This window comes from Prevotella jejuni (assembly GCF_900187995.1).
GTDB classification, from domain to species: domain Bacteria; phylum Bacteroidota; class Bacteroidia; order Bacteroidales; family Bacteroidaceae; genus Prevotella; species Prevotella jejuni.
The window spans coordinates 61,480-83,847 of the sequence record NZ_FZNZ01000014.1 but is presented as its reverse complement, the minus strand read 5'-3'; the positions used below and the strand labels follow the sequence as shown (position 1 = coordinate 83,847).

Annotated in this window: 14 protein-coding genes; 5 read left to right on the top strand and 9 right to left on the bottom strand. The window is 44.9% G+C overall.

The features are described from left to right. Nucleotides 1-80 precede the first annotated feature (80 nt). From CHB62_RS06980 to CHB62_RS06940, 9 genes are all read right to left on the bottom strand, one after another. Nucleotides 81-1,397, bottom strand: coding sequence for an aspartate kinase (locus CHB62_RS06980; RefSeq protein WP_009010472.1), 1,317 nt, complete (start codon nucleotides 1,395-1,397; stop codon nucleotides 81-83). Between the two features lie 46 nt (nucleotides 1,398-1,443). Then, nucleotides 1,444-2,190, bottom strand: a complete 747-nt coding sequence (locus tag CHB62_RS06975) for a cell division ATP-binding protein FtsE (protein WP_089366252.1) — start codon at nucleotides 2,188-2,190, stop codon at nucleotides 1,444-1,446. 256 nt (nucleotides 2,191-2,446) lie between these two features. Next, nucleotides 2,447-3,181 (bottom strand): hypothetical protein, encoded by a 735-nt coding sequence (locus tag CHB62_RS14850; protein ID WP_176414850.1) that lies wholly within the window; start codon nucleotides 3,179-3,181, stop codon nucleotides 2,447-2,449. A gap of 1,721 nt (nucleotides 3,182-4,902) precedes the next feature. After that, a complete protein-coding gene (locus tag CHB62_RS06965) occupies nucleotides 4,903-6,549 on the bottom strand; it encodes a fumarate hydratase (RefSeq protein WP_089366251.1) in 1,647 nt (548 codons plus the stop codon). 96 nt (nucleotides 6,550-6,645) lie between these two features. After that, entirely contained in the window at nucleotides 6,646-9,576 is a 2,931-nt protein-coding gene (locus CHB62_RS06960; protein WP_089366250.1) for a M16 family metallopeptidase, read from the bottom strand. Nucleotides 9,577-9,622: 46 nt separating this feature from the next. Continuing rightward, complete coding sequence (locus CHB62_RS06955) at nucleotides 9,623-11,476, bottom strand: DUF4954 family protein (RefSeq protein ID WP_009010478.1); 1,854 nt, start codon at nucleotides 11,474-11,476, stop codon at nucleotides 9,623-9,625. 242 nt (nucleotides 11,477-11,718) lie between these two features. After that, nucleotides 11,719-12,969: a GTPase HflX gene (gene hflX / locus CHB62_RS06950; protein WP_089366249.1), complete on the bottom strand. Its 1,251-nt coding sequence runs from the start codon at nucleotides 12,967-12,969 to the stop codon at nucleotides 11,719-11,721. Nucleotides 12,970-13,477: 508 nt separating this feature from the next. Continuing rightward, on the bottom strand, nucleotides 13,478-14,866 hold the full coding sequence (locus CHB62_RS06945; RefSeq protein WP_009010480.1) for a DUF5458 family protein: 1,389 nt from the start codon (nucleotides 14,864-14,866) through the stop codon (nucleotides 13,478-13,480). 20 nt (nucleotides 14,867-14,886) lie between these two features. After that, a complete protein-coding gene (locus tag CHB62_RS06940) occupies nucleotides 14,887-15,345 on the bottom strand; it encodes a hypothetical protein (RefSeq protein WP_009010481.1) in 459 nt (152 codons plus the stop codon). A gap of 1,173 nt (nucleotides 15,346-16,518) precedes the next feature. Between CHB62_RS06940 and CHB62_RS06935 the strand changes: the two genes are divergently transcribed. The 5 genes from CHB62_RS06935 to CHB62_RS06920 are packed head-to-tail and all read left to right on the top strand — an operon-like array spanning nucleotide 16,519 to nucleotide 22,321. Then, the gene (locus CHB62_RS06935; protein ID WP_009010482.1) at nucleotides 16,519-16,941 is read left to right on the top strand and encodes a GPW/gp25 family protein; all 423 of its coding nucleotides are present in this window, start codon (nucleotides 16,519-16,521) and stop codon (nucleotides 16,939-16,941) included. A gap of 31 nt (nucleotides 16,942-16,972) precedes the next feature. Continuing rightward, nucleotides 16,973-17,200, top strand: coding sequence for a hypothetical protein (locus tag CHB62_RS14610; RefSeq protein ID WP_141240407.1), 228 nt, complete (start codon nucleotides 16,973-16,975; stop codon nucleotides 17,198-17,200). After that, nucleotides 17,194-18,963: a type VI secretion system baseplate subunit TssF gene (locus tag CHB62_RS06930; protein WP_089366248.1), complete on the top strand. Its 1,770-nt coding sequence runs from the start codon at nucleotides 17,194-17,196 to the stop codon at nucleotides 18,961-18,963. The genes CHB62_RS14610 and CHB62_RS06930 overlap by 7 nt, the downstream gene beginning before the upstream one ends. Next, the gene (locus tag CHB62_RS06925) at nucleotides 18,960-21,401 is read left to right on the top strand and encodes an AAA family ATPase (RefSeq protein ID WP_089366247.1); all 2,442 of its coding nucleotides are present in this window, start codon (nucleotides 18,960-18,962) and stop codon (nucleotides 21,399-21,401) included. The genes CHB62_RS06930 and CHB62_RS06925 overlap by 4 nt, the downstream gene beginning before the upstream one ends. Next, nucleotides 21,386-22,321, top strand: coding sequence for a hypothetical protein (locus CHB62_RS06920; protein ID WP_089366246.1), 936 nt, complete (start codon nucleotides 21,386-21,388; stop codon nucleotides 22,319-22,321). Before CHB62_RS06925 ends, CHB62_RS06920 begins: the two co-directional genes overlap by 16 nt. Nucleotides 22,322-22,368: the final 47 nt, after the last annotated feature.

Genomic DNA, 22,368 nt, shown 5'->3' with positions numbered 1-22,368 from the left:
CTTGTCTGCTTTTGTCATGAACAGGCGAGGGCGTTCATTCCTTCGGATAAATACTTATTGTGAATTTATCAGTTCTTGCCTTAGTTAAAGAGGACGCTTGAGAGCGACTGCAAGGCACGCTTCTTATCCTCTTCACGGATAAGGAAAGAGATGTTGTAGTTGCTGCCACCGTAGCTAATCATGCGTACAGGTATGTCCTTCATTGCGTCAGTTGCTAATGTCTCAAAGCCTACATTGCTCCAGTCGAGGTCGCCCACCACGCATACAATACACATATCTGTATCGACGGTTACAGTGCCATACTTCTTCAATTCATCTACTATCTCAGACAGGTGGCTATCGTTCTCTATAGTCATAGACACGCCCACCTCGCTGGTAGTAATCATGTCGATAGACGTTTGATAGCTCTCGAATATTTCAAACACCTTACGTAGGAAGCCCGAAGCACCAAGCATTCTGCTTGACTTAATCTTAATGGCTGTGATGTTGTCTTTGGCTGCCACGGCTTTAATCTTCCTCCTTACCAATGTGTTATTGATGATAGTTCCCTCCGCATCAGGGTCCATCGTGTTCTTTAAACGAACTGGGATACCCGCATACTTAGCAGGTTGAACACAGGTAGGGTGTAGAATCTTCGCACCGAAATAAGCCAACTCTGATGCTTCCTCAAAGTTCAGTTGGCGCACAGCCTCGGTCTTCTCCACCACACGAGGGTCGTTGTTGTGCATACCATCGATGTCTGTCCATATCTGAATCTCCTCAGCGTTGACAGCAGCACCTACGAGTGAAGCCGTATAATCAGAGCCACCACGCTGCAAGTTGTCCACCTCTCCGTAGGCATTACGGCAGATGAAGCCCTGTGTGATATATATCTGATAGCCCTTGTTCTCGTCCATGATGGCTGTCAGATGCTCTTTGATATACTGTGCGTCAGGCTCTGCATTCTTGTCAGTGCGCATGAAGTCGAGTGCAGAAAGTAATGTTGCTTTAACGCCTTGTTCCTTTAGATAGTTCACAACCATATTGGTTGAGAGTATCTCACCTTGTGCTACAATGCTCTTCTCTTCGAACGAAGTGAAGAGATCCTTGGTGAATGTGCGTAAGTAGTTGAACTCTTCATTAAGGAACTGGCGTGTCTTCTGTTTGTATTCCTCAGTCGAATACAGCTCTTCAACGTGTCCGAGATATTTTTGTTCGAGGCTGTTGATAAGTTCGTTAGCACCCTCTGGGTTCTTGCGATAGAGGTAGTCAGATATTTCTATCAGTGTGTTTGTCGTTCCACTCATTGCTGAGAGCACGATGAATGTTGGCTCTCCTGACTTTGTTATCAAGGCGGCTACGCTCTTCATTCGTTCTGGTGAACCAACAGAGGTACCTCCAAATTTCATTACTTTCATCATCTTCAATCTTTCTATATGTGGATTTTTGCTGAGCTCTACGGGCTTAATCGTTTGGCTCTTGTTCGTCAATAGTCTCTACAGGGGCCGTCTCTTCGGCTAATTCGCACACCTGCTTCTTGTCGGTAAGGAGGGTAAGCTCGCCTTCATGACAGCGATAGACCTTACCAGGGAATTGGTCGAGGAGGTTGATGTTATGGGTTGACATGATAACTGTCGTCCCTGCCTTGCAAGTGTCTTTGAGGATACTAACGATGTTGGCAGCCGTCTCTGGGTCGAGATTACCAGTCGGTTCATCGGCAATGATAATCTTTGGAATATTCAACAAGGCACGTGCTATGGCAATACGCTGCTGTTCTCCACCAGAGAGTTCACTTGGCATTTTGGTCCGCTTGTCGGTCATGCCCACCTGTGCTAACACCTCATCAATACGGCGGTCAATCTTTTGACTGTCGTTCCAGCCCGTTGCCTGCAAGACAAACTTGAGGTTCTTTGCTACAGAACGGTCATGTAAGAGTTGGAAGTCTTGGAAGATAATACCCATTTGCTTACGTAGGGAAGGGATGCGACTACGCTTGATATTGGGCATACTCTCCTCAAGTACGACTGCCTTCTCTGCGTCTTCACTGTCAATGTCCAGCTCGCCATAGAGTGTTTTCAACAGCGAACTCTTACCCGAACCAACCCGGCCAATGAGATAGATAAACTCTCCTGTTTCTGCTTGAAAGTCAACGTCTTTCAGAATTAAGCGTTCATCTTGATATATGTTTACCTTCTTGTAGTCTATTAACATGATTATCTCTGTATGATTTATTATTGTCGATTGATACTTTCGTCCGTTGTCTCTTGACAAGGATTTATTCTGCAAAGGTAGTAAAAAACACTGTAATAGATGCAGGAAATAAGAGGTTTAACGCATTTACACTTTATTATGAATATGCAAGAACAGCTTTCACAAACCATCACGGCTGTGAAAGCTGATAGAACCCCTACTGTTAGAGGCTCTTAATCGCTGAATACTTGTCTTTAGATGAGTTTAAGACGTAGTCTTATTTGTGTTTGGTTTGTTGGCAAAAAGCTGCTTTCAGCTTATTAGAGAAGTCTACTGACCGTGCCGAATCATTGAAGTTAATGTAAATATCTTCGTTGTTCTTTGTCGTGATATGCGTCACATTCGTATCATCAGAATGTAAGTATAATAGCACATCCTGCCCTTCTTCGGTCTTGAAATGACCCACATTAATTTCGCCAAGTGACATCCCGTTTGTTCTTACCCCAATGGGTGGCACCGTTGCGTTGCCGTCTACTTGTGTAATACTTGCTATCGGTATTTCCTTAGCATACGACCCTTCAATAAACAGCGTATCATTTCTAATCATCGTGTCGTTATCGTTCCCAGTGATTGGGAGGGCTGCAATGAGAGGAATCATACCTAATATCACAATGATAGAAAGCATGAGCACGAGCAAGCCTTTCCCTTTCTTCTCTATCATGTACAGCTGTAACAGCATGTAAACGATAGCTACTATCTCAGGGATGAGTATGACGACAAGTTGATAAGTTTCCCAATGAAAGACAAAACAGGTGAAGCCACCGACGAGGATGATGCTACCAGCTAATATTAGTGCTATCTTTATCCTCCTCAGCCGTTTAAGTCCTTCCACACTTTTAAGTTTCGCTTTCGGTATTCTTGACCCAAAATTGATAGAAGAATCAGGTCCGATAGTGCTGCCGATAACGATTAGTGGTAAGCTCATCAGTAATATTACAATGATGTCCATCATATCTTTTCTTGGTTTAAAGTTATCTTTCTACGATGTTCTGTGCTCCTAACTGCATTCTATCTGACGGTATTATCTAATCTATTGCAAATATATAATAATATTCAATACGGCGCAACTATTTAGAAGAATAAATCTTTCTATATTGATGAAGATTGATGTTCTCTTACAAAGGACAGTGATGACAGCACATAACATCATCACCTAACACCCAACATCCAACACCCTTCTGGCCTCAGCTGGCCCCTCCCCCTTCCCCTCCCCCGAAGGGAAGGGGAGTGATCACCGAGATACCCCTATAGAGTGGATATAGGCTTCGCATTGTCCCTTATTAGAAGTCTTGTAGGAGTGTCTTGGTGTGTTTTTTCTCACAGATTTACACAGAAGAACAAAACACACAGGGGTCAGAAAAATAGCGGCCCCTCCCCCGGCCCCTCCCCCGAAGGGAAGGGGAGTAATCACCGAGATACCCCTATAAAAAGGATGTAGGCTTCGTTATGTCCCTTAATGGCAGTCTTGTAGGGGTAACCTCACATATCACGCCCCTCCCTGCAGGGGAGGGGTTGGGGGAGGGGCCAGTATCTTGTGGGTTCGAAACTGTGCGCAAAAGGGTCTGTCAAATCTGTGAGGTCTGTGAGAGAAAAAACTCCCCAGCAAGCCTCATAGGCCTAATCTCATCGAGAGGGTACGTTCTATTTCTCACAGAAAAACACAGATGAACAGAACACACAGGGGTCAGAAAGATAGCGGCCCCTCCCCCGGCCCCTCCCCCGAAGGGAAGGGGAGTAATCACCGAGATACCCCTATAAAAAGGATGTAGGCTTCGTTATGTCCCTTAATGGCAGTCTTGTAGGGGTAACCTCACATATCACGCCCCTCCCTGCGGGGGAGGGGTTGGGGGAGGGGCCACTCTCTTGTGAGTTCAAAACTGTGCGCCAAAAGGGTCTGTCAAATCTGTGAGATCTGTGAGAGAAAAAACTCCCCAGCAAGCCTCATAAGTCTAATCTCATCGAGAGGGTGCGTTCTATTTCTCACAGAGAACACAGAAGAACAGAACACACAGCATTCCACAGAGACATTAAGTCAACCGATTTCACAGAGCGTTACAGCTAATGTTAGTTGAAAGGCCTCTGTGCCCTCTGTATGCCGAAGGCGTTCTGTGGGCTCGAAATGTGCGCCAAAAGGCTCTGTTAAATCTGTGAGTTCTGTGAGAGAAAAAACTCCCCAGCGTTTTACCTGCGGGTTGTCTTATTGAGAGGAAGGCTACATGCAACCGCATGTGCCCTACCTGTAATGTAAAGAAAATTCACTCCTCGGTTTGAGAATACGCCCCTCTCCCTTGTAGAAGTCGCCTGTTTAGCACGCAGAACACGCCCTTCTTGCATGCAGAACACGCCCTTCTTGAACTTAGAGAAGCGTCTTCTTCTTTCGTTTTTGGCAAGTGATTGATACGATGAGAGTTACGGTAATGATAGAGAGAAGTAACTTAGGCGTTTTAGTGGAACTTATTATACTTATAATGTAAATATATTTCGCAGTCGATAGGGTGGTATTTTTCGAGAAAGGAGCAAATAAAAAAGCGATATAAGGACGCCGAGAATGTACGTCTTATACCGCTTTGTAAGATGAGGCTATACCCACGTTTCGTTAGGAGAGGGGATGTCCTCTCCTACGAATTACGATTACAACCATCGTTGGTAGAGCCGTGATATGTATGTGAAGGATTACTTCTTGCAGCTACAGCCAGTCCAAGGCTTCAGCTCTTTGAAGAAGTCATGACCCTTGTCATCGACGAGGATGAAGGCAGGGAAGTCCTCAACGGTAATCTTCCAAACAGCTTCCATACCCAACTCTGGGTACTCTACGCACTCAATACTCTTGATGCTACTCTGTGAAAGGACAGCGGCTACACCGCCGATAGTACCGAGGTAGAAGCCACCATGCTTCTGGCAGGCATCTGTCACAGCCTGTGTACGGTTACCCTTAGCAATCATCACGAGCGAACCGCCATGCTCTTGGAACTCATCAACGTATGGGTCCATACGGTTGGCAGTGGTTGGGCCCATTGAACCACATGGATAACCCTTTGGTGTTTTGGCTGGTCCAGCATAGAGGACAGGGTAGTTCTTGATGTAATCAGGCAGATCCTCGCCAGCATCTAAGCGTGCTTTGAGCTTAGCATGAGCGATGTCACGCGCCACGATGATGGTACCCTTGAGGTTAACACGAGTTGAGACAGGATACTTAGTCAGCTCAGCACGAACAGCATCCATACCCTTGTCGAGGTCGATCTCTACGCCCTTCGCTCCTTCTCCAGGCTTGCGATACTCTTCAGGGATTAGTTCACCAGGGTTGGTGTCCATCTTCTCCAACCAAATACCGTCCTTATTAATCTTTGCTTTGATGTTACGATCGGCAGAACAGCTAACACCCATACCGATAGGGCAGCTTGCACCGTGACGTGGCAGACGGATGATACGGATGTCGTGAGCCAAGTACTTACCCCCGAACTGTGCTCCAAGACCAATCTTATGAGCCTCTTTAAGGAGCTTCTCTTCGAGGTCGAGGTCGCGGAAAGCACGTCCTGTCTCGTCGCCAGTAGTAGGGAGATTGTCGTAATACTTGATACTTCCGAGCTTAACAGTGAGGAGGTTCTTCTCTGCAGAAGTACCACCAATCACGAAGCAGATGTGGTATGGAGGGCAAGCAGCCGTTCCAAGGCTCTTCATCTTCTCAACGAGGAAAGGTATAAGAGTACCTTCATTCTGAATAGTAGCCTTGGTCATTGGGTAGAAATAGGTCTTGTTGGCAGAGCCACCACCCTTAGCTACCATGATGAAACGGTATTCAGCACCCTCAACAGCCTCGATGTCGATCTGTGCGGGGAGGTTACATTTAGTGTTAACCTCGTCATACATATTCAGAGGAGCGTTCTGTGAGTAACGCAGGTTCTCCTCAGTAAAGGTGTTGAAAACGCCACGAGAGAGTGCTTCCTCGTCCTCGAAGCCTGTCCAAACCTGCTGACCTTTCTCGCCATGGATGATAGCCGTACCCGTATCTTGGCAGAAAGGCAACACGCCCTTCACGGCCGTCTCGGCATTACGAAGGAACTGAAGCGCAACATACTTATCGTTCTCAGAAGCCTCTGGGTCGGTCAGTATCTTCGCAACTTGCTCATTGTGTGCACGACGAAGCATGAACTCACAATCGTGGAAAGCCTCCTGTGCCAACAAGGTAAGTGCTTCCTTGCTCACCTTCAAAATCTCTTTACCTTCAAACTCACCAACGCTGATACCCTCTTTAGATACGAGGCGATACTCAGTGTCATCTTTGCCCAATTGGAACATTGGTGCATACTTGAACTCTGCCATAATGTTTTGTTTAGCTGTCTGCCCTTTGTTGTTAGGGCAGACAGGTTTTGTTCTATTTGTTTATAATATGTTTTTGTATTCTGTTCTTACTGTTTATTAATAGCCGAAAATCTCTTCTGTCGTTACTCTCTTGATAGGTGCAATCTTCTCCAAGGCCTTCATGTCAAGCTCTTTCTCGTTGCCAAGGATGATATACTTGAAGGTCTTGTTAGCAATATACTCCTTCTCGAAGTTGATAACATCCTGCAGTTGCAGACTTGGAAGGGCCTTGTAGATCTTTTCACTCAATGAGCTATCGAGGCCTAAACGCTGTAGAGCAAGATAAGCGGTCAGTACAGAGTACTTTGTTGTACGCTGTGAAGCAAGGTTCTTCATCAAGCTCTGCTTTGCAAGGTCGAAGCCACTCTGGCGTACAGGGACGTTATTGAGGAGCTTATTGAACTCGCCTACGCAGTCCATCATCTTATCGTTTTGTGTGATGATATAGGTGTAGAAGCTCTCACTATCGCCCAAACGGGTTGGCGAATCATACTGTGCATAAGCAGAATAAGCCAATCCGCGTGCCTCACGTAACTCTTGGAAGACGATGGCATTCATACCTCCTCCGAAGTACTCATTGAAGAGTGCGATGATAGGAGCACGGTCGGCAGACCACTGCTGGTTCTGGTTATGGAGTTGAACCATGTATATGTTCTTCGCATCGTAAGGTGCAATGATAACCTCGTTCTTAGGTGTTGTCTGCTCTGTATAGCGTTTTGCAGCAGGCACCTCAGCGAATTTCTTAGGCGACTGAATAGTCTTGCTGACAAGAAGGTCGACCTCTTTCAGACTTGAAGGACCATAGTAGAGTACGGTCTGCTTGTAGTTCTTTAAGCTCTTCAAGACATTAAGGAACTCTTGTGGGTTCATTGCTTTCAGCTTCTGTTCGCTGATGATGTTACGTGTTGGGTTATACTCACCGAAAGACGCATAGTTTCTTAGTGCAGAGAAGTTAGCCTTCTGGTTTGCTTTATTGTCTTTGCGTGCCTTGACAACTTGGTCAACATAAAGCTCGTAAGCCTCTTTGTCGACCTTAGCATTGTTGAGTAAGTTGTTCAACAGGGCAAGTGCTTGTGGCAAGTTAGCGTTCAGTCCGCTCAGTGTGATATATGAACGGTCATAGCTCTCACTGATACTATAATCGCAAGCAAGCTTATAGAACTGCTGTCTTACCTGCTCGTTATTGAGCTTGTTAGTACCTAAGTAATCGAGATAACCGCCTGCATAGCTGAGCATTGGAGAGTGCTCAGAACCGAAAGGAATTACGAAGCACATTGTAAAGAGGTCGTTGCTTGTGTTCTGCTTATAGAGAACAGGCAAGCCCTTCTTGGTTGTTGCCTTCGTAAGGTCACGCTTGAAGTCAACAAACTGTGGCTGAATAGGCGTTGTCTTGGTGTTTACAATCTCCTTAAGGAAATCGCTCTGCTTTTCGTTATTGGTAGGGATAGGTGTGATAGTAGGCTTCTCAACCTTCTTGATAGTGGTGTCGTTGCCCTGTTCCTTGTATACACAAGCGAAGTCGTTACGGAAGAATTGATTAGCAAACTTTACTATCTCGGCCTTTGTCAACTTTGAGATGCGATTGAGCTTATCGACCTCCTTCTTCCAGTCTTTGTGGTTGATGAAAGCATCCACATACTGTTTCGCACGGAACTGATTGTTATCTAACTGCTTATAGTAGTAGCGCTTGTAGTTGTTAACGATAGATGGCAACAGATCATCAGAGAAGTTTCCCTTCTTAAGTTTCTCTATTTCATCCAAGGCAAGGCTACGTACCTCCTGTAAAGTCTGTCCGCTCTTAGACTGTCCATAGACATAAAAGACGGAGTAGTCGTTCATATCGGTCACTCCAGCCTCTATCTCTTGTACTTTCATCTTCTGACTGAGGTCGAGATCGAAGAGTCCTGCTTGTCCGTTAGACAAGAGTTGGGCCACAATCTCTAATGTATCGATCTGTTGAGAATTGCTTGGTTCAGCGCGCCAACCCATGAAGAGCATAGGAGCTTCCTTACCAACAACAGTCGTGTCGACGGGTGCTGTGAGTACAGGCTGGGCTGGGAACTGTGGTACGTCGATGTGGGCACTTGGCTGCCAGCTGCTAAAGTACTTGTCAATCGCTGCTACTGTCTTGTCTGGGTCGAGGTCGCCTGAAAGACAGATGGCGATGTTGTTAGGTACATAATACTTCTTGAAATAGTTCTTGATATTGGTGATTGAAGGATTCTTCAGGTGCTCACCGAGTCCGATAGTTGTCTGTGTACCGTATGGATGGGTAGGGAAGAGCTTTGCGAAGAGGGCTGCATAGACCTTACGCCAGTCGCTTGAAAGACCGATGTTATACTCCTCATACACCGCCTCCAACTCTGTGTGGAATCCACGGATAACCATGTTCTGGAAGCGATCGGCCTGAACTCTTGCCCAAGTGTCTATCTCGTTGGATGGAATATTCTCTACATAACACGTTACATCATTTGATGTATAAGCGTTAGTACCCTCACTACCGATGGCGGTCATCATCTTGTCGTACTCATTCGGGATATTATAACGGGCTGCAAGTTGTGAGATAGAGTCAATCTGGTGGTACCACAGCTTGCGAGCAGCAGGGTCTGTGATACGGCGATATTGCTCGAAACGAGCCTCGATAGAGTCGAGGTAAGGGCGTTCTGCCTCTACATTAGATGAGCCAAAGTGGGTAGTACCCTTAAACATCAGGTGCTCTAAGTAGTGTGCAAGGCCTGTTGTCTCCTTTGGATCATTGCGAGAACCAGTGCGCACAGCGATGTATGTCTGTACACGAGGCTTCTCTTTGTTGACGGAAAGGTAGATTTTTAGACCGTTCTTCAGCGTGTAGATACGTGTCTGCATCGGGTCGTTTGGGACGCTCTCATAGTTGTAATGCTGCGCATAGACCGTCACTGATGCAAATAGGAACATTAGTCCTAAGCTTAGTCCCTTGATAAAGGAACTGTTGAGGGAATGTTTTTTCATACAATCAGTATTTGTTTGTTATTATAATAAGGTAGTGAATGTAATGCTAATCCTCAAAGTCAACCTCATGGTCGAGGCTGTGGACGAATGATTCAAAGACCTCTCTGTCCACATCACCCATCTCATATTCCTTCTCGGCATCCTTCTTTATCTCTGCTATCCATGCTCGGCGAGCTTCGATATAGTCTTGTTTGATACGTGCATCGTACTCTGGAGTGATCTCGTTGATGCCATAGTATTCAAGTATCATGCGATAGGTCCATGCCCATTGATAGATGCGATAGTTCTCGTTAATCTCTTCGAAGCGGTTAACCACTTCTTCTATCGTTTCAAGACAGCCGTTCTTTACATCCTCGATGAGGCGCCGCTCCTCTGAAACAGGGAGTAGAAGGCCAGAGAGATCATCCCATCGTCCGAGTCCGACCTCGGTCTGTGGCTTACCAAAGAAGCCCCATTTATGTGCACGTTTCAGTACGGCTCCCATGTAGATACGCAGTGCGATGTCATAGTATTTGATACCTTTTCGCAGACTGGAAGCATTGATGACGTATTCATGATAGTTATAGGATGAAACATTGTCACCGCTTGCCTGACGCAGATTCTCAAGTATCTTCTTACCTTGTAAAATCTCTCCAACAGAGTAAGGGGATAGCCAGTCGAAGTTAACAATGCTCTTTTGTGTCTGCTGTGGACGCATGTCACGCTTCGGCCACTTGCGTATGTCACGATAAAGACCAACTGTTGTAATGTTGCGACCAGGCACGAGATACATCTTGTCGGCCTCTGCAATGAGGTAAGAGAAGGGTAGGGCCGTTGTGTTAGGGTGGTGCATGAGCTTACCGAAGCATACGGAGAACGTACCGATAGTTGCTGGCATAAGCAGATAACTACCACTGGCTGTCTTCGTGCCACGCTCTAAGATACCCCAATGCATTGGTCCCATCTTATACGCATGATTAGAGAAGTTGGTGCCAGAACCAGCGTTATAGAAAGAGAACATACCACCGATAAGCAGTGAACTCTTATGATGTGAGGCACAGAACGGGCCACAGAAGGCAGCGCAGGCCTCACCGTTTGACATAAAGGAATTGGCGAAGAAGACGCTCTGTGAGGCTGTGAAGCCATTGCTTATCTGGCAGGCTTCACCCACGAAGCAGTCTTGCATCTTCACACTATTTACTATACTCGACCCATCAGAGATGATAGAGTTCTCGCAGATGACGCCCGTTCCGATGTAGACGCTGGCATACTCGGAGCTGAGGATGGTGCAATCGCTCAGACGACTGGCCCCTGATATCTCGCAATCGGTCTGAATAACAGTGTTGGTAATCTCCTTTGTGTTGACAATCTTTACGTTGTTACCTATCGTACCACGCTCAGGATTGGTGCGGGCTATCTCCTCCTTGACCAGTCTACGTATGGCATTCTTAAGGTCTTTGTCGTTGAAGTGCTTCACCATAAAGGCTGCGAACTGGCTATTAAGGTCATGGAAGAAGATGACATTACCGTCTCCTACCTCGTTCAACACCGATATAAGGTTACCTTCACCGTATGTTGCTCCCTCCGTAGTCTCCATGACAGAGATATTAGAGATGAGACAATCATCCCCAATAGTATAGTTATTAATATAGTTGCCGACCTTCTCTATCAGGCAGTTATTACCAACGGTTACATTACGTAGGGTCGCATCGTTGATACCAGAATGCTTGACAAAGCCTTTTGTTATCTCAACTTCTTTCTGCACACAACCCAACTGTATGTCTCCATAGAACATTACTCTATGGAAGAACTTGGCTTGAAATCCATCCTCAGCAACCTTTACTTGGTTCCAATCTTCCGCCCAACAGCTATTGCTCTCGAGGGTTTCAATCTCTTCAAAGGTAAGGGAACGATATTGCATAAACTATCTCTTTTGGTTGTTTTTATTAGGCTTATTGGGCTTATTAGGCTTATTAGCCTTATTAGGCAATTAGCCTTATTGGACTTATTAGGCTTATTAGCCTTATTTGGCAATTAGCCTTATTGGGCTTATTAGGCTTATTAGCCTTATTAGGGAATTGGCCTTATAGGCCTTATAGGGCCTATTGGGCAAATAAGGCCAATAAGGCCCTATCGAGCAATTAGGCCTATTGCCTACCCTCATTATTCCTCTTCAATATTGTAGAGGAAGTCATTATAAGGATATTTCTGTACGTGTAACTCACGCACCTTCTTATAGAGAACCTCCTTGAACTCGTCGATGTTCTCCTTATTCTTAGCCGAAATGAATAGACAATTGTCGTGTTCTTTGGCCATCCAAGTCCTCTTCAGTTCGTCCAAGGTCATATTCTCCTTTGTAGCAGGGGTGAGGTCGTCTTCCTCTTTCTCTATCCAATGATAATTGTCAATCTTGTTGAAGATAAGCATAGACGGTTTGTCAGCACAGCCCAGTTCGCTGAGAGTCTGGTTGACGACCTGTATCTGCTCTTCAAAGTCAGGATGTGAGATATCCACAACATGTAAGAGTAGGTCGGCTTCCCGCACCTCATCGAGTGTAGACTTGAATGAATCGACCAAGTCAGTGGGCAACTTACGGATAAAGCCTACGGTGTCAGCCAATAGGAAAGGTAGGTTATCCACAACGACCTTACGCACAGTTGTGTCGAGCGTAGCAAAGAGCTTATTCTCTGCAAACACCTCACTCTTAGCCAGAAGGTTCATAGTAGTAGACTTACCCACGTTCGTATAGCCCACTAAAGCGACTCGAATCATGCGACCACGGTTCTTTCTCTGTGTCACCTTCTGCTTGTCTATCTCTGCAAGACGTTGCTTTAGAAGGGTCATACGTTGCAAGATAATGCGTCGGTCCATCTCTAACTGCGTCTCACCCGGACCACGTAGACCCACCGAGCCCTTACCGCCTCCAGAGCCAGAACCACCTCCTTGTCGTTCGAGGTGAGTCCACAGACGTTGCAAGCGAGGCAGCATGTAACGATACTGCGCCAGCTCCACCTGCGTCTTGGCATTGGCTGTCTGTGCGCGCATAGCAAATATATCGAGGATGAGCGAGGTACGGTCTAATATCTTGACACCGAGCTCCTTTTCGATATTACGTATCTGTTTTGCCGACAGTTCATCGTCGAAGATAACCATACCGATAGGTTCCTCCTCCTCGTCCTTTAGTTTTATATAGTCTCTAATCTCCTCCAGTTTACCCTTGCCGACGTAGGTGACAACACTTGGACCCGTCACTCTCTGCGTGAACCGCTTCACAGTAACCGCCCCAGCAGTATCAGCGAGGAACTCTAACTCATCAAGATATTCCTTCGTTTTATCCTCGTTTTGCTCCTTGGTGATGAGACCTACGAGTACTGCTGTTTCTGTTTTTACATCAGATATGATAAATTCTTTCATTCAATAATCCGTTTATAACTTGTTTGTGTGTTGTGAAGTGTAATTCTCTACGGCTTAGGTAAGTGCACACTGCCACATGGCAAAGTTACTCATAAATTCTGAAAAATGCCAATGATAAGCCCCTTTTTATGCACTTAAAGCGAAAGTGTCCGATTGTTTTCACAAACCTGTCGTATCCGAGTAGTATTCTTCTCTTCTTTCTTCAACCGTTTTCTTCTATTTTACCTACGCTCTATCACCCAAAATGAAAGTAACACTTTGAAGATTGTAATACCAGTATATATTTGTAAACATTAGTCAATCAGTGACTTATCAACGACCTTGTAAAAACCGCTAAAGCTCTATCTCTATCAAGCCAACTACTTGTCAACCCATCCACTCGTCAACTTGTAAACTCGTCAACATGTCCACCCCCTTGTGAGCCATCAGTCTTTAAAATAGAAAAGTGGAATGAACACCGATGGTTAACGGCATTCATTCCACTTAATAAGACGTGTTAAGCGATAGCTTATTTATCTTGTTTATACTGGCTTTCCCAGTTAGCTTCCTCTGGTTCCTCGCCCTTTCGGCCCTCTAACTGTATCACAAAGCTCTTTGCAGGGAAGTAAGGAGTGATGTGGATGTCCAGTAAGACACGGTCCTTCTGATTAGGGTCTTGCTCAATTCTGATAACCCTAAACTTCTCAATCAGACGTGTAGGACCTTGGATACTATCAAGGAATTTAACAATCTGGCTCCTTAAGTCGGCCTCAGTACGGGTGGTCCAGTTCTCGAAGGCACGGCGGTTTAGGAAATCGAAGAGCACCTTAGAGATGTAATCGAACACTCGAACGACTGAGTAAGTCTGCAATCCAAGGTTGTCACCATTGAAGAGTGTCTTAGCAGAGAAGGCCATCACCTTGCTATACTCATTGACCATCGGTACAAGACCCATGCGTTCAATCTCCGAAATCTCACTCTTCTTCAAGTCGAAATGGACGCTCTCAACATCGTTCAGACCGCCGAACTTCTTACCAGCAACGACCTGTGACATCAGTGTACTGTATATCTTTCCAGCAAGAGCAGACGAACCCGGAACATAGAGGTTGTCCTCTTCTCCTACCTGAACAACCTTCTGTCTACCTAAGAGCCAGTTACAAGTCATGATGATATTCGACTTATAGATGTCGCCACCAGAGTGGTCGGCATTAAAGAAGATGTCGACTACATCATCCGGAGTCTCCAAGTCTTGGAAGTCAGTAAGGAGCATTACCTTATTGCTATGGGCAATCTTTCCCCATTTGTCAAGCACTGCGTTTGAGCCTAAGTAGCCTGGGATGACAAGCAGAGAATAGTTACGACGCAGGTCTAAGCGGTCGAAGTTCTGTTTAAGTTCATTACTAATATAGTCAATGAAGAGCGGATTGTCCAAGTCGGTCAACTGGTCCATCTCGGCATTGACAATCGTGATGTTCTTCACCTTCTGACTCTCCGTGTTACGATAGAAGAGGGCCACTGAGCGATAAGCCGTCTCTAACTCACGTGTACGAGCAAGAACTTTATTAAGGTTCTTATTCAGTAAGTCCTCAACATGAAGGGCTCTTTCTTTCGCCTTATCTCTCATCTGTTCAGCTGATTGACCAGACTTTAAGAGGTCGATCCAGACCTCCAAACGATTGGCCAGAACCTTACGTTCGTTCTCCCACTGCGCATCAGAGAGGAAGATGTTACGGCGTGCTTTGCGTGAAGGGTTGAGATTAGAGAATCCGTCAATGATATTTTCTAAGAAGGTAAAACCACCGTATTCCTTCAGTTTATCAAGTGCGGCAGCAGCAGACGAGGTACTTTGTTGTGCAACGGTCGACTTATTTACCACAGGAGCCTGCTGTTCCTTCGCTTTTATTTTATTATTATCCATTTCCTAATTCATTAAGATGATTATTTAGCATCAGCGTTATTAACCTCGTCAAGTGAGCTCTGTAACAAGTCTAAGATGGCTTGTCGTGTTTCAGGGTTAGCCAAGGCTTTCAGCAAAGCTTTGTTTGATGAGAGCTGACGAGCTATCTTTATATTCTGTTCCTTCTCAACATCAAGCTTACTAAGGAAGTCACTGTTCTCCTTTAACTTATCTGCATTGAAGTCGCCTAAGTTCTTGAATCGCATCGTCTCAAGTACGTCCTCGCCGTTGTCGTCCTGCATTTCGACATTAACAGATGGTGAGAAGTGCTCGAAAACATCCTCTACAGTCTGCAAGCCGTACACTGTTTCAGGACTTACAGGAGCCTCGTCGGTTAATTTCTGTACTAATAATGTTCTGTTGGAAGGGATGTCGGCAATTGACTCATTAGCGTCAACGTTTACCTCATTACCACCAATTCCATAATCGTAAATGGCCATGTCTTTTATGTTTAAGTTTTATATTAATCCTTTACAAGAATGTTTATAATCAGGCACAAAACTATAAAATTTACATGAAAATATCGTAATTTAAATGTGAAAAGAATTTTATAAGCGTTTTTTTTATTATATTTTATTGATTGTTTTTATTCTGAACATGTATTGAGCTATTGCTCCCCATGGGGTTTAGAGTTTTTTAACTATGGGCGACAGGTGGCAGGGGTTGGGTGGTGGGTGATGATAGTTGGGGTGTTAGGTGTTAAGTGTTAGGTGTTGATGAAGTGCATTGTTGGATGATGGGTGGTAAATGTTAAGTGTTGATGGATTGTTTTGTTGGGCGTTGGGTGTTGATAGTTGGGGTGTTAGGTGATGAGTGTTAGGTGTTGATGGAGTGTTTTGTTGGGTGTTAGATATTTACTATTGAGTATTAAAGTCTACATGTTAGTAATATCATATTAAACATCCACAACTACAAACGTCATTGGTTTTCTCTTAGCAGCTTGGTGCTCCCCTCCTTCGGAGGGGCTGGGGGAGGTCTTAGCAGCTTGGGGCTCCCCTCCTTCGGAGGGGCTGGGGGAGGTCCCCTCTACCCACCTATCCTCTTGTCATTTTTTTTCGCTCTTCTATGTTCGAGAACACGCCCTTCTCCGTTTGAGAACATGCCCTTCTTGGGGCAAGAAGGGCGTGTTCTCGAGCGCTGTTTGTAATGTGTTGATTGCTTGGAGGTTACAATCTTGATGCAAGAGGATATTATACGCTTGTTTTGATGGTGAGTTGCTTGATAAGATGTAATGATTTTTTATGGCTCTATAAAGCTCTGGAAACGGGGAAAGGACTGAAGAGATGGACGAGGGAAGATGTAGATAGTGGGCGACGGGAGGTGTGAAGAGTCGTTAGCAGAGAACGATGTTCAGTGTAGGATAGAGCGATGTCCTATATATAATAAGGTGTACAGAGATGATAAATAATGATAACACGAGCGACAGTCGTACTCTCCTTGCAGAAAGGTAGTAAGTGTTCAAAGTGTTGAGAGATAAAGTTTTATAACAAACGCAGCTATTCAGAAGGTCTAACATGATTAGTAATCAAATACTTATAAATCATTAAAATCCTAAAAAAACACCTATATCTATTAAAAATAATATATATTTGCACAACAATTAAAAGCGTAGAATGAACTATCTAAAACTGCCGCTGGATTTGTCAGGGGCCTTAAATGGTCAGATTCAACGATGTTCTTATGAGGAATCAATAGCACAACATCTGATGATGTTGGTTGTTTCCCGGTGTGGTGAAGTAGAGGGAAGGGAAGATTACGGATCGGTTATTTGGGACTTAGAATTTAATCAAGTCTTAAAGAACGAGGATTGGGAAGAAAAGGTCAGACAGTCACTTGAAGCCACCATAACTAAGTATGAGCCTCGTTTGAAGGATGTTGAAGTAAGAGTGGAACTAACTGAAGTAGAGGAAGACATACGTAGTAAGTTCCCTAACGCTCGTAAGCGTGTACGCTTATGGGTCAAGGGTCTTATCGTCAGAAACGACCAACAGTTTAATTTCAGTACACATCTTTATATTAGTCCGATATCACAATAGGGCCGACTGACATTGAAGAGGAAATATGACAATGGGACGTTTGATAGCCTTAAACGATATAATACGCTCGAAACAGTATTCTTGTTGTATGCTGCATGCGGGTGGGACTGTTATGGGCAATACTGAAAAGGACGCTTTCATGTCATGTAGTACAATCCTCTTCGATGCTTCATGGTGTTTTACTGATGAGGCCCATGTAGTAAACCGATGGTGGACAAGGATAGACATCATTGTTCGTAAGATAATAGTAAAATGGTAGATAAAAGACAGCAGATAATAAAGGATCGTCTAAGAATGTTCGCAATGGACTTGTGGAACATCACAGACTTAAGTCAGATAGACCCTGTTATTGATCTCATACTTGACGTAATAGCTTATAACAGTAGCCGTCTCCATCAGAGTATAGTAGACTCTGATGCCGACATCCTAAGCCGTTTGGCTCGTTTGATGGTACCTTTGAAATGGTCGCTCCCTTCTCCTTCTCATGCCTTGATGAGTGTTGACCCTAAGTTTGATGAGGTGAAACAGCTGACGACCAACGACTGTTTTTACGCAAGGAAGATGATGTTTGAGAAGGGATGGCTCGAACTTTACTTCTCTCCTCTAAGCAATTATCCATTGGTGAACGCCAAGATCAGAGCGATAGCCTTCGACCAACAGGTCAACTATTACACTGACAGAAGCGTGGACAGGCCGGTCATTCCTGACGTAGAGATACCTTCAGAAGAGGGGACAGTATGGATAGGACTGAACATGACACAAAGCGTGTTGCGCTCAACGAAGCGTCTTGTCTTGTGCATCCTACCCGAAGATGGCAGTCTCTCACCGTTCTTGCGCGACATAGAAGTCTATGACGGACAGGGCGAACAACTAAGTGTATCGGTGCCAGAGTTCCCCCTCGAGCAGTGCGAACGCTATCATTACTTTGATGAGATAAGCAGTTATTATGCCGACAACTTCATCCAGATAGACCTTAACTCTCATTTCCTATCGACAAACCCCTTCTCTACTTACCCCTCATCGTGGGAGACGAGTGAAGGAGAAGAGAAAGAAGAGTTAGTATGGTTACAGTTGAAATTCCCAGTGGTGTTCAATCGTGTAGACTTTGCGAAGGTAAGATTTCTACTTAACACATACCCCGTAGTCAACCGCAAACTCGTCACGATGCAACATGACTACACTCGAAGAGGAAACATCGTAGCCCTCCCTTGTGAGGACAACCGCTTCTTGCTCAACATAGAATCCTTCCAAGACGATGGCAATCATCAGTATATAGACGTGGGACAGTGCTATGACGAGCACCCTGTTGGGACTTATAGCCTATACTTTGGAAACTTAGAGAGATTTGACTCAGACAATGCGCGCACATTAATTCATAAGCTTATTCAACTCATACATGAGGACGGTAGTGCTTTTGGAAGTCTACAGATAGACACGCTCACAGACCAGTTGAATAATCTCTACAATAATATTGAGAACATAGAAAAGGGTGTCTTCGACTTTGTTCAGGACAAGAGTATTCCCCGTTCGTTCCTCTTTACGCAGCCTTACAAGCGTACGGCAGAAGCCGAGGTACGCTATTGGATAACCGATGCCGACCTGGCTAACGGTTTAGACAGTCGAACGTCAGTGTATCAAGCAGAGAACGAACGCTTCCTATCAGAGAGCCTTTCTTTCCAGACAACAACCAAGTGTGGTAATGCACACGACACCGAACGTGAGATTGTCAATCGTCTGCGTTATGGCTTACTAACGAAGGATAGGATCGTAACACGTGAAGATATAAAGAGCTTCGTATTATGTTGTTTGGGTCCACAAGCAAAGTCAGTCGATGTAAAAGACGGTATCGCTATCTCCAAAGACGTACGTCGTGGTATCATCAGGACGACAGAGATAAGAATAGCCCTCACTCGTTCAGGCAGAGAAGAGGGTATCGACTTACCGTCCATGACCTTGTTCTTAGAGCGAGAACTAACCAAACGCTCTGTAGATAAGACCCCTTATAAGATATATTTCGTATGAACACACAGAATTACAGCAACAGTCTTGTAGCCGCTATAAAGTTGGCTAAGGCCATGGCCCACCAAGATAAGCACCTCTCATTTGGTGTAGCTCATTTAGTCATAGCCATGTTGACCGAGCAAACAGGTCTGCGTGAGATACTCAACTCAATGCAGAAAGAGGTGGCGTATGTCAGCGATTGGTTTGAAACCTATCGTGAGATGTATGTCGGTGTGGAGCATGATGCAGGCGAGATAATCCCTGACCGTGAGGTGGAGACGGTTCTCGACGAGGCCGAACGGTCTAAGATAAAGCTCGGAACAGACTCGGTTGATGCCTTGTGTGTATTCGCTGCCGTCGTAAGAGACGGTGTTGTCTACTCTCATCAACAGATAGAATCGATCGGAGTGACCGAAGATGAGATAATGGAATACTTTGAGGCATCAACCTCACCACTATCGCCTGTCTCTGAGATGGATATGGGTAGTTCTATTCAATACGTGTCCGACCTCCGTCGAGCAGAGCTTCTTGAAGAGGGTAAGTTGATTATCGGGCGCAGTAAAGAGATACGTCTTATCTTGGAAACACTGGAGCGTTCGGAGCGACAGGGCATCCTCCTTGTTGGTGCGCCAGGTGTTGGAAAGACGGGAATCATAAAGGCTCTTGCCCATGAGATGGAGATCAATCAAGATGAAATAATCAATCAGACATCGTTAGTAGGCCTAAATACGTCGAAAGTACTTGCACAGTCGGGCAATGAGACGGAAGTAACGCAGAAGATGACAGGTGTGTTACAGAAGATGAACCAGGCAAAGAGCCGTGGAGTATTGGTCATTGACGACCTGCAGCTACTGCTTGAAAGTGGCAACCCCACAACGGCCACCTATATTCTCAATAATCTTGACGCACAGATATGTGACGGTTCTGTCACGCTGTTAATGGTGCTCTCGATGGATGCCTATCGTAAGCATGTAGAGAAACATTCCATCGCTAACAAGTTGAACATCATTAATGTAGAAGAACTTGAGCCTAACATCCTTCGCAGTGCATTGTTAAGACACAGGCCAACACTACAAGCCTTTTATAGTCTGGCTATGACGGAGGAATCGTTCATCAGTGCTTATAACCTTTCTAACAGATATTATAAGGAGAAGAGTCAACCAGCCTCTACATTAGACTTGATAGACAGTACGGCCGCTTCAGTGAGACTGAGTAATAAGAATGCGGTAGGTATTGTGGAGCAGCTTGTCGAACAGTATGAGAAATACAAGGCAATGCCAATAGAAGAGGTGAGCGATTTCGACTTGCATCTACTTTATTATACTATATTTAATAAGGTGAGTGTTGTCTTGACTTCAAAGGTTGAAGACAACTATATACTTACTGATGACGACTCGACAGAAGAGAAGCTCAATAAGCTTGGAAAGATACTTAACGAATTGACAGTGCTCTCAGAGAAAGGCATAGAGAAGGTTAGTTCGTTAGAGATAGAGTCGGTTGTAGCAGACGACACAGGCATTCCTATCGGTAAGATTCAGGCTCAAGAGAAGGATAGACTGTTAGGAATAGAGACCAAGCTACACGAAAGAGTCAAAGGACAAGATAAGGCTATTCGAACGCTGTCTGACGCTATCATTGAGTCACGAAGCGGACTGAGCGATCCGAAGAAACCTATTGGTTCGTTCTTCTTCCTTGGTCCTACGGGTACAGGTAAGACTGAGCTGACAAAGTCGTTGGCCGACCTTCTTTTCGATGACGATACGGCCATGATACGTTTCGATATGTCTGAGTTTAAGGAAGAACACTCTGCTGCTTTGCTCTATGGTGCTCCTCCGGGTTATGTAGGCTATGAAGAGGGTGGCTTACTGGTAACGAAGATACGCCAGAAACCCTACTCTGTTGTACTGTTCGACGAGATCGAGAAGGCACACAGTAGTGTTTATGATATCTTCCTACAGATTATGGACGAAGGAAAGGTGCATGATAAGCTCGGACGAGAAGGCGACTTCTCTAACGCAATCATCATCTTCACGTCGAATATTGGTAGTCAATGGATTGCAGAACAGATACAGAAAGGACACCAGCCAACGTCTAACGAATTGATAGAAGTGATGTCGAAGTACTTCCGACCAGAGTTCTTGGGTCGTCTGACAGAGGTTGTCCCCTTCTCACCTATTACCGAACAGGTTGCACAACAGATATTCCTTCTACAGTTCTCACGCCTACAGAAACAGCTGTTAGAGCAGAAGGAAATACAGTTAGACTTGGCCCCAGAGACCATTGCATACCTCACTTCAAAGGGCTTCTCACCACAGTATGGAGCACGCCCTATCGCTGGTGTGGTAAGAACCTACCTAAAGAAGACTATCTCAAAGCTCATAGTATCAGAAATGATCAAGCCCGGTGACCATATTATCGCAACTTATAAAGATGGCAATCTACAATGGAATCACGTATAACAACATCTGAAAGAGACTTAGAAAGGTTCTGTAATAGTGACGCGAGAAACCTTATTGCGGAGGTGTTCTATGCTGAGTTGCAGTTCGTTACAGATGAGAACCTACTGGATAAGACGGTTGTTGTGAGCCATGGAATGAATAGTCGTGTGAACTCACAAGACATCATCGACCTGCAAAAAGAGGAGGTTTATAAAGATGGACAACTACGAGATCGAATCATACTGAACATCGCTCGCAATGGCTTCTACCATCAGTTGCCAGAGTTCCTATTCCATCCTATTTCGCTGAGTGCACCTGGGATGAGTAATAAGGAGGTCGTTGAGGCTATCCGTCTGAATAGAAAGAAGGCCGAGCAAGCCGTTCACTTCTTCTCTCCCTTTGATACAATGATGTTCCATGATAGTGTGTCTATCTTCGAACGACAGCTGACGTTGTTTGATGAACCGTATGAGAACGTCATTTTCAAGAGCTTTACTAATGTCTTCTTTGCCAAGTCGGCTCCCCTTACAGCAGGTGAACGATATAAGTTATTCCTGTGTCTTCGCAAGGTGGAGGACTATAAGGAAAACCTTTCAGCACTGGAGGAACTACTCTTGACGGTATGTGATATAGATGCTCAGATGCGTTATGTCTATCATTACGAGGACGACTTACCTTATATGAACTTGGGCGACTGTGTGTTAGGAGTTGACTCTGGTCTTGATGGACGGTTGCTTTGTGAATTGGACGATGTGGAGGTGAAGCTTATCTTCCACGATAGTGTGACAGAGAGTAGACTGAAGAAGCAAATGGAGATAGTAAGGTATATCTTGTCTTTCTTCCTCCTTTCTTCAAGAGACATAAGGCTCATCTATACAATAACATCAAATACTGAACTTGTCTTAGGACAGAACTTTTTGGGTTACGATACGAACTTATAATAAAAGAACTTAGCTTAGAACAATAGCTTTTAGGCTATGACACGAAC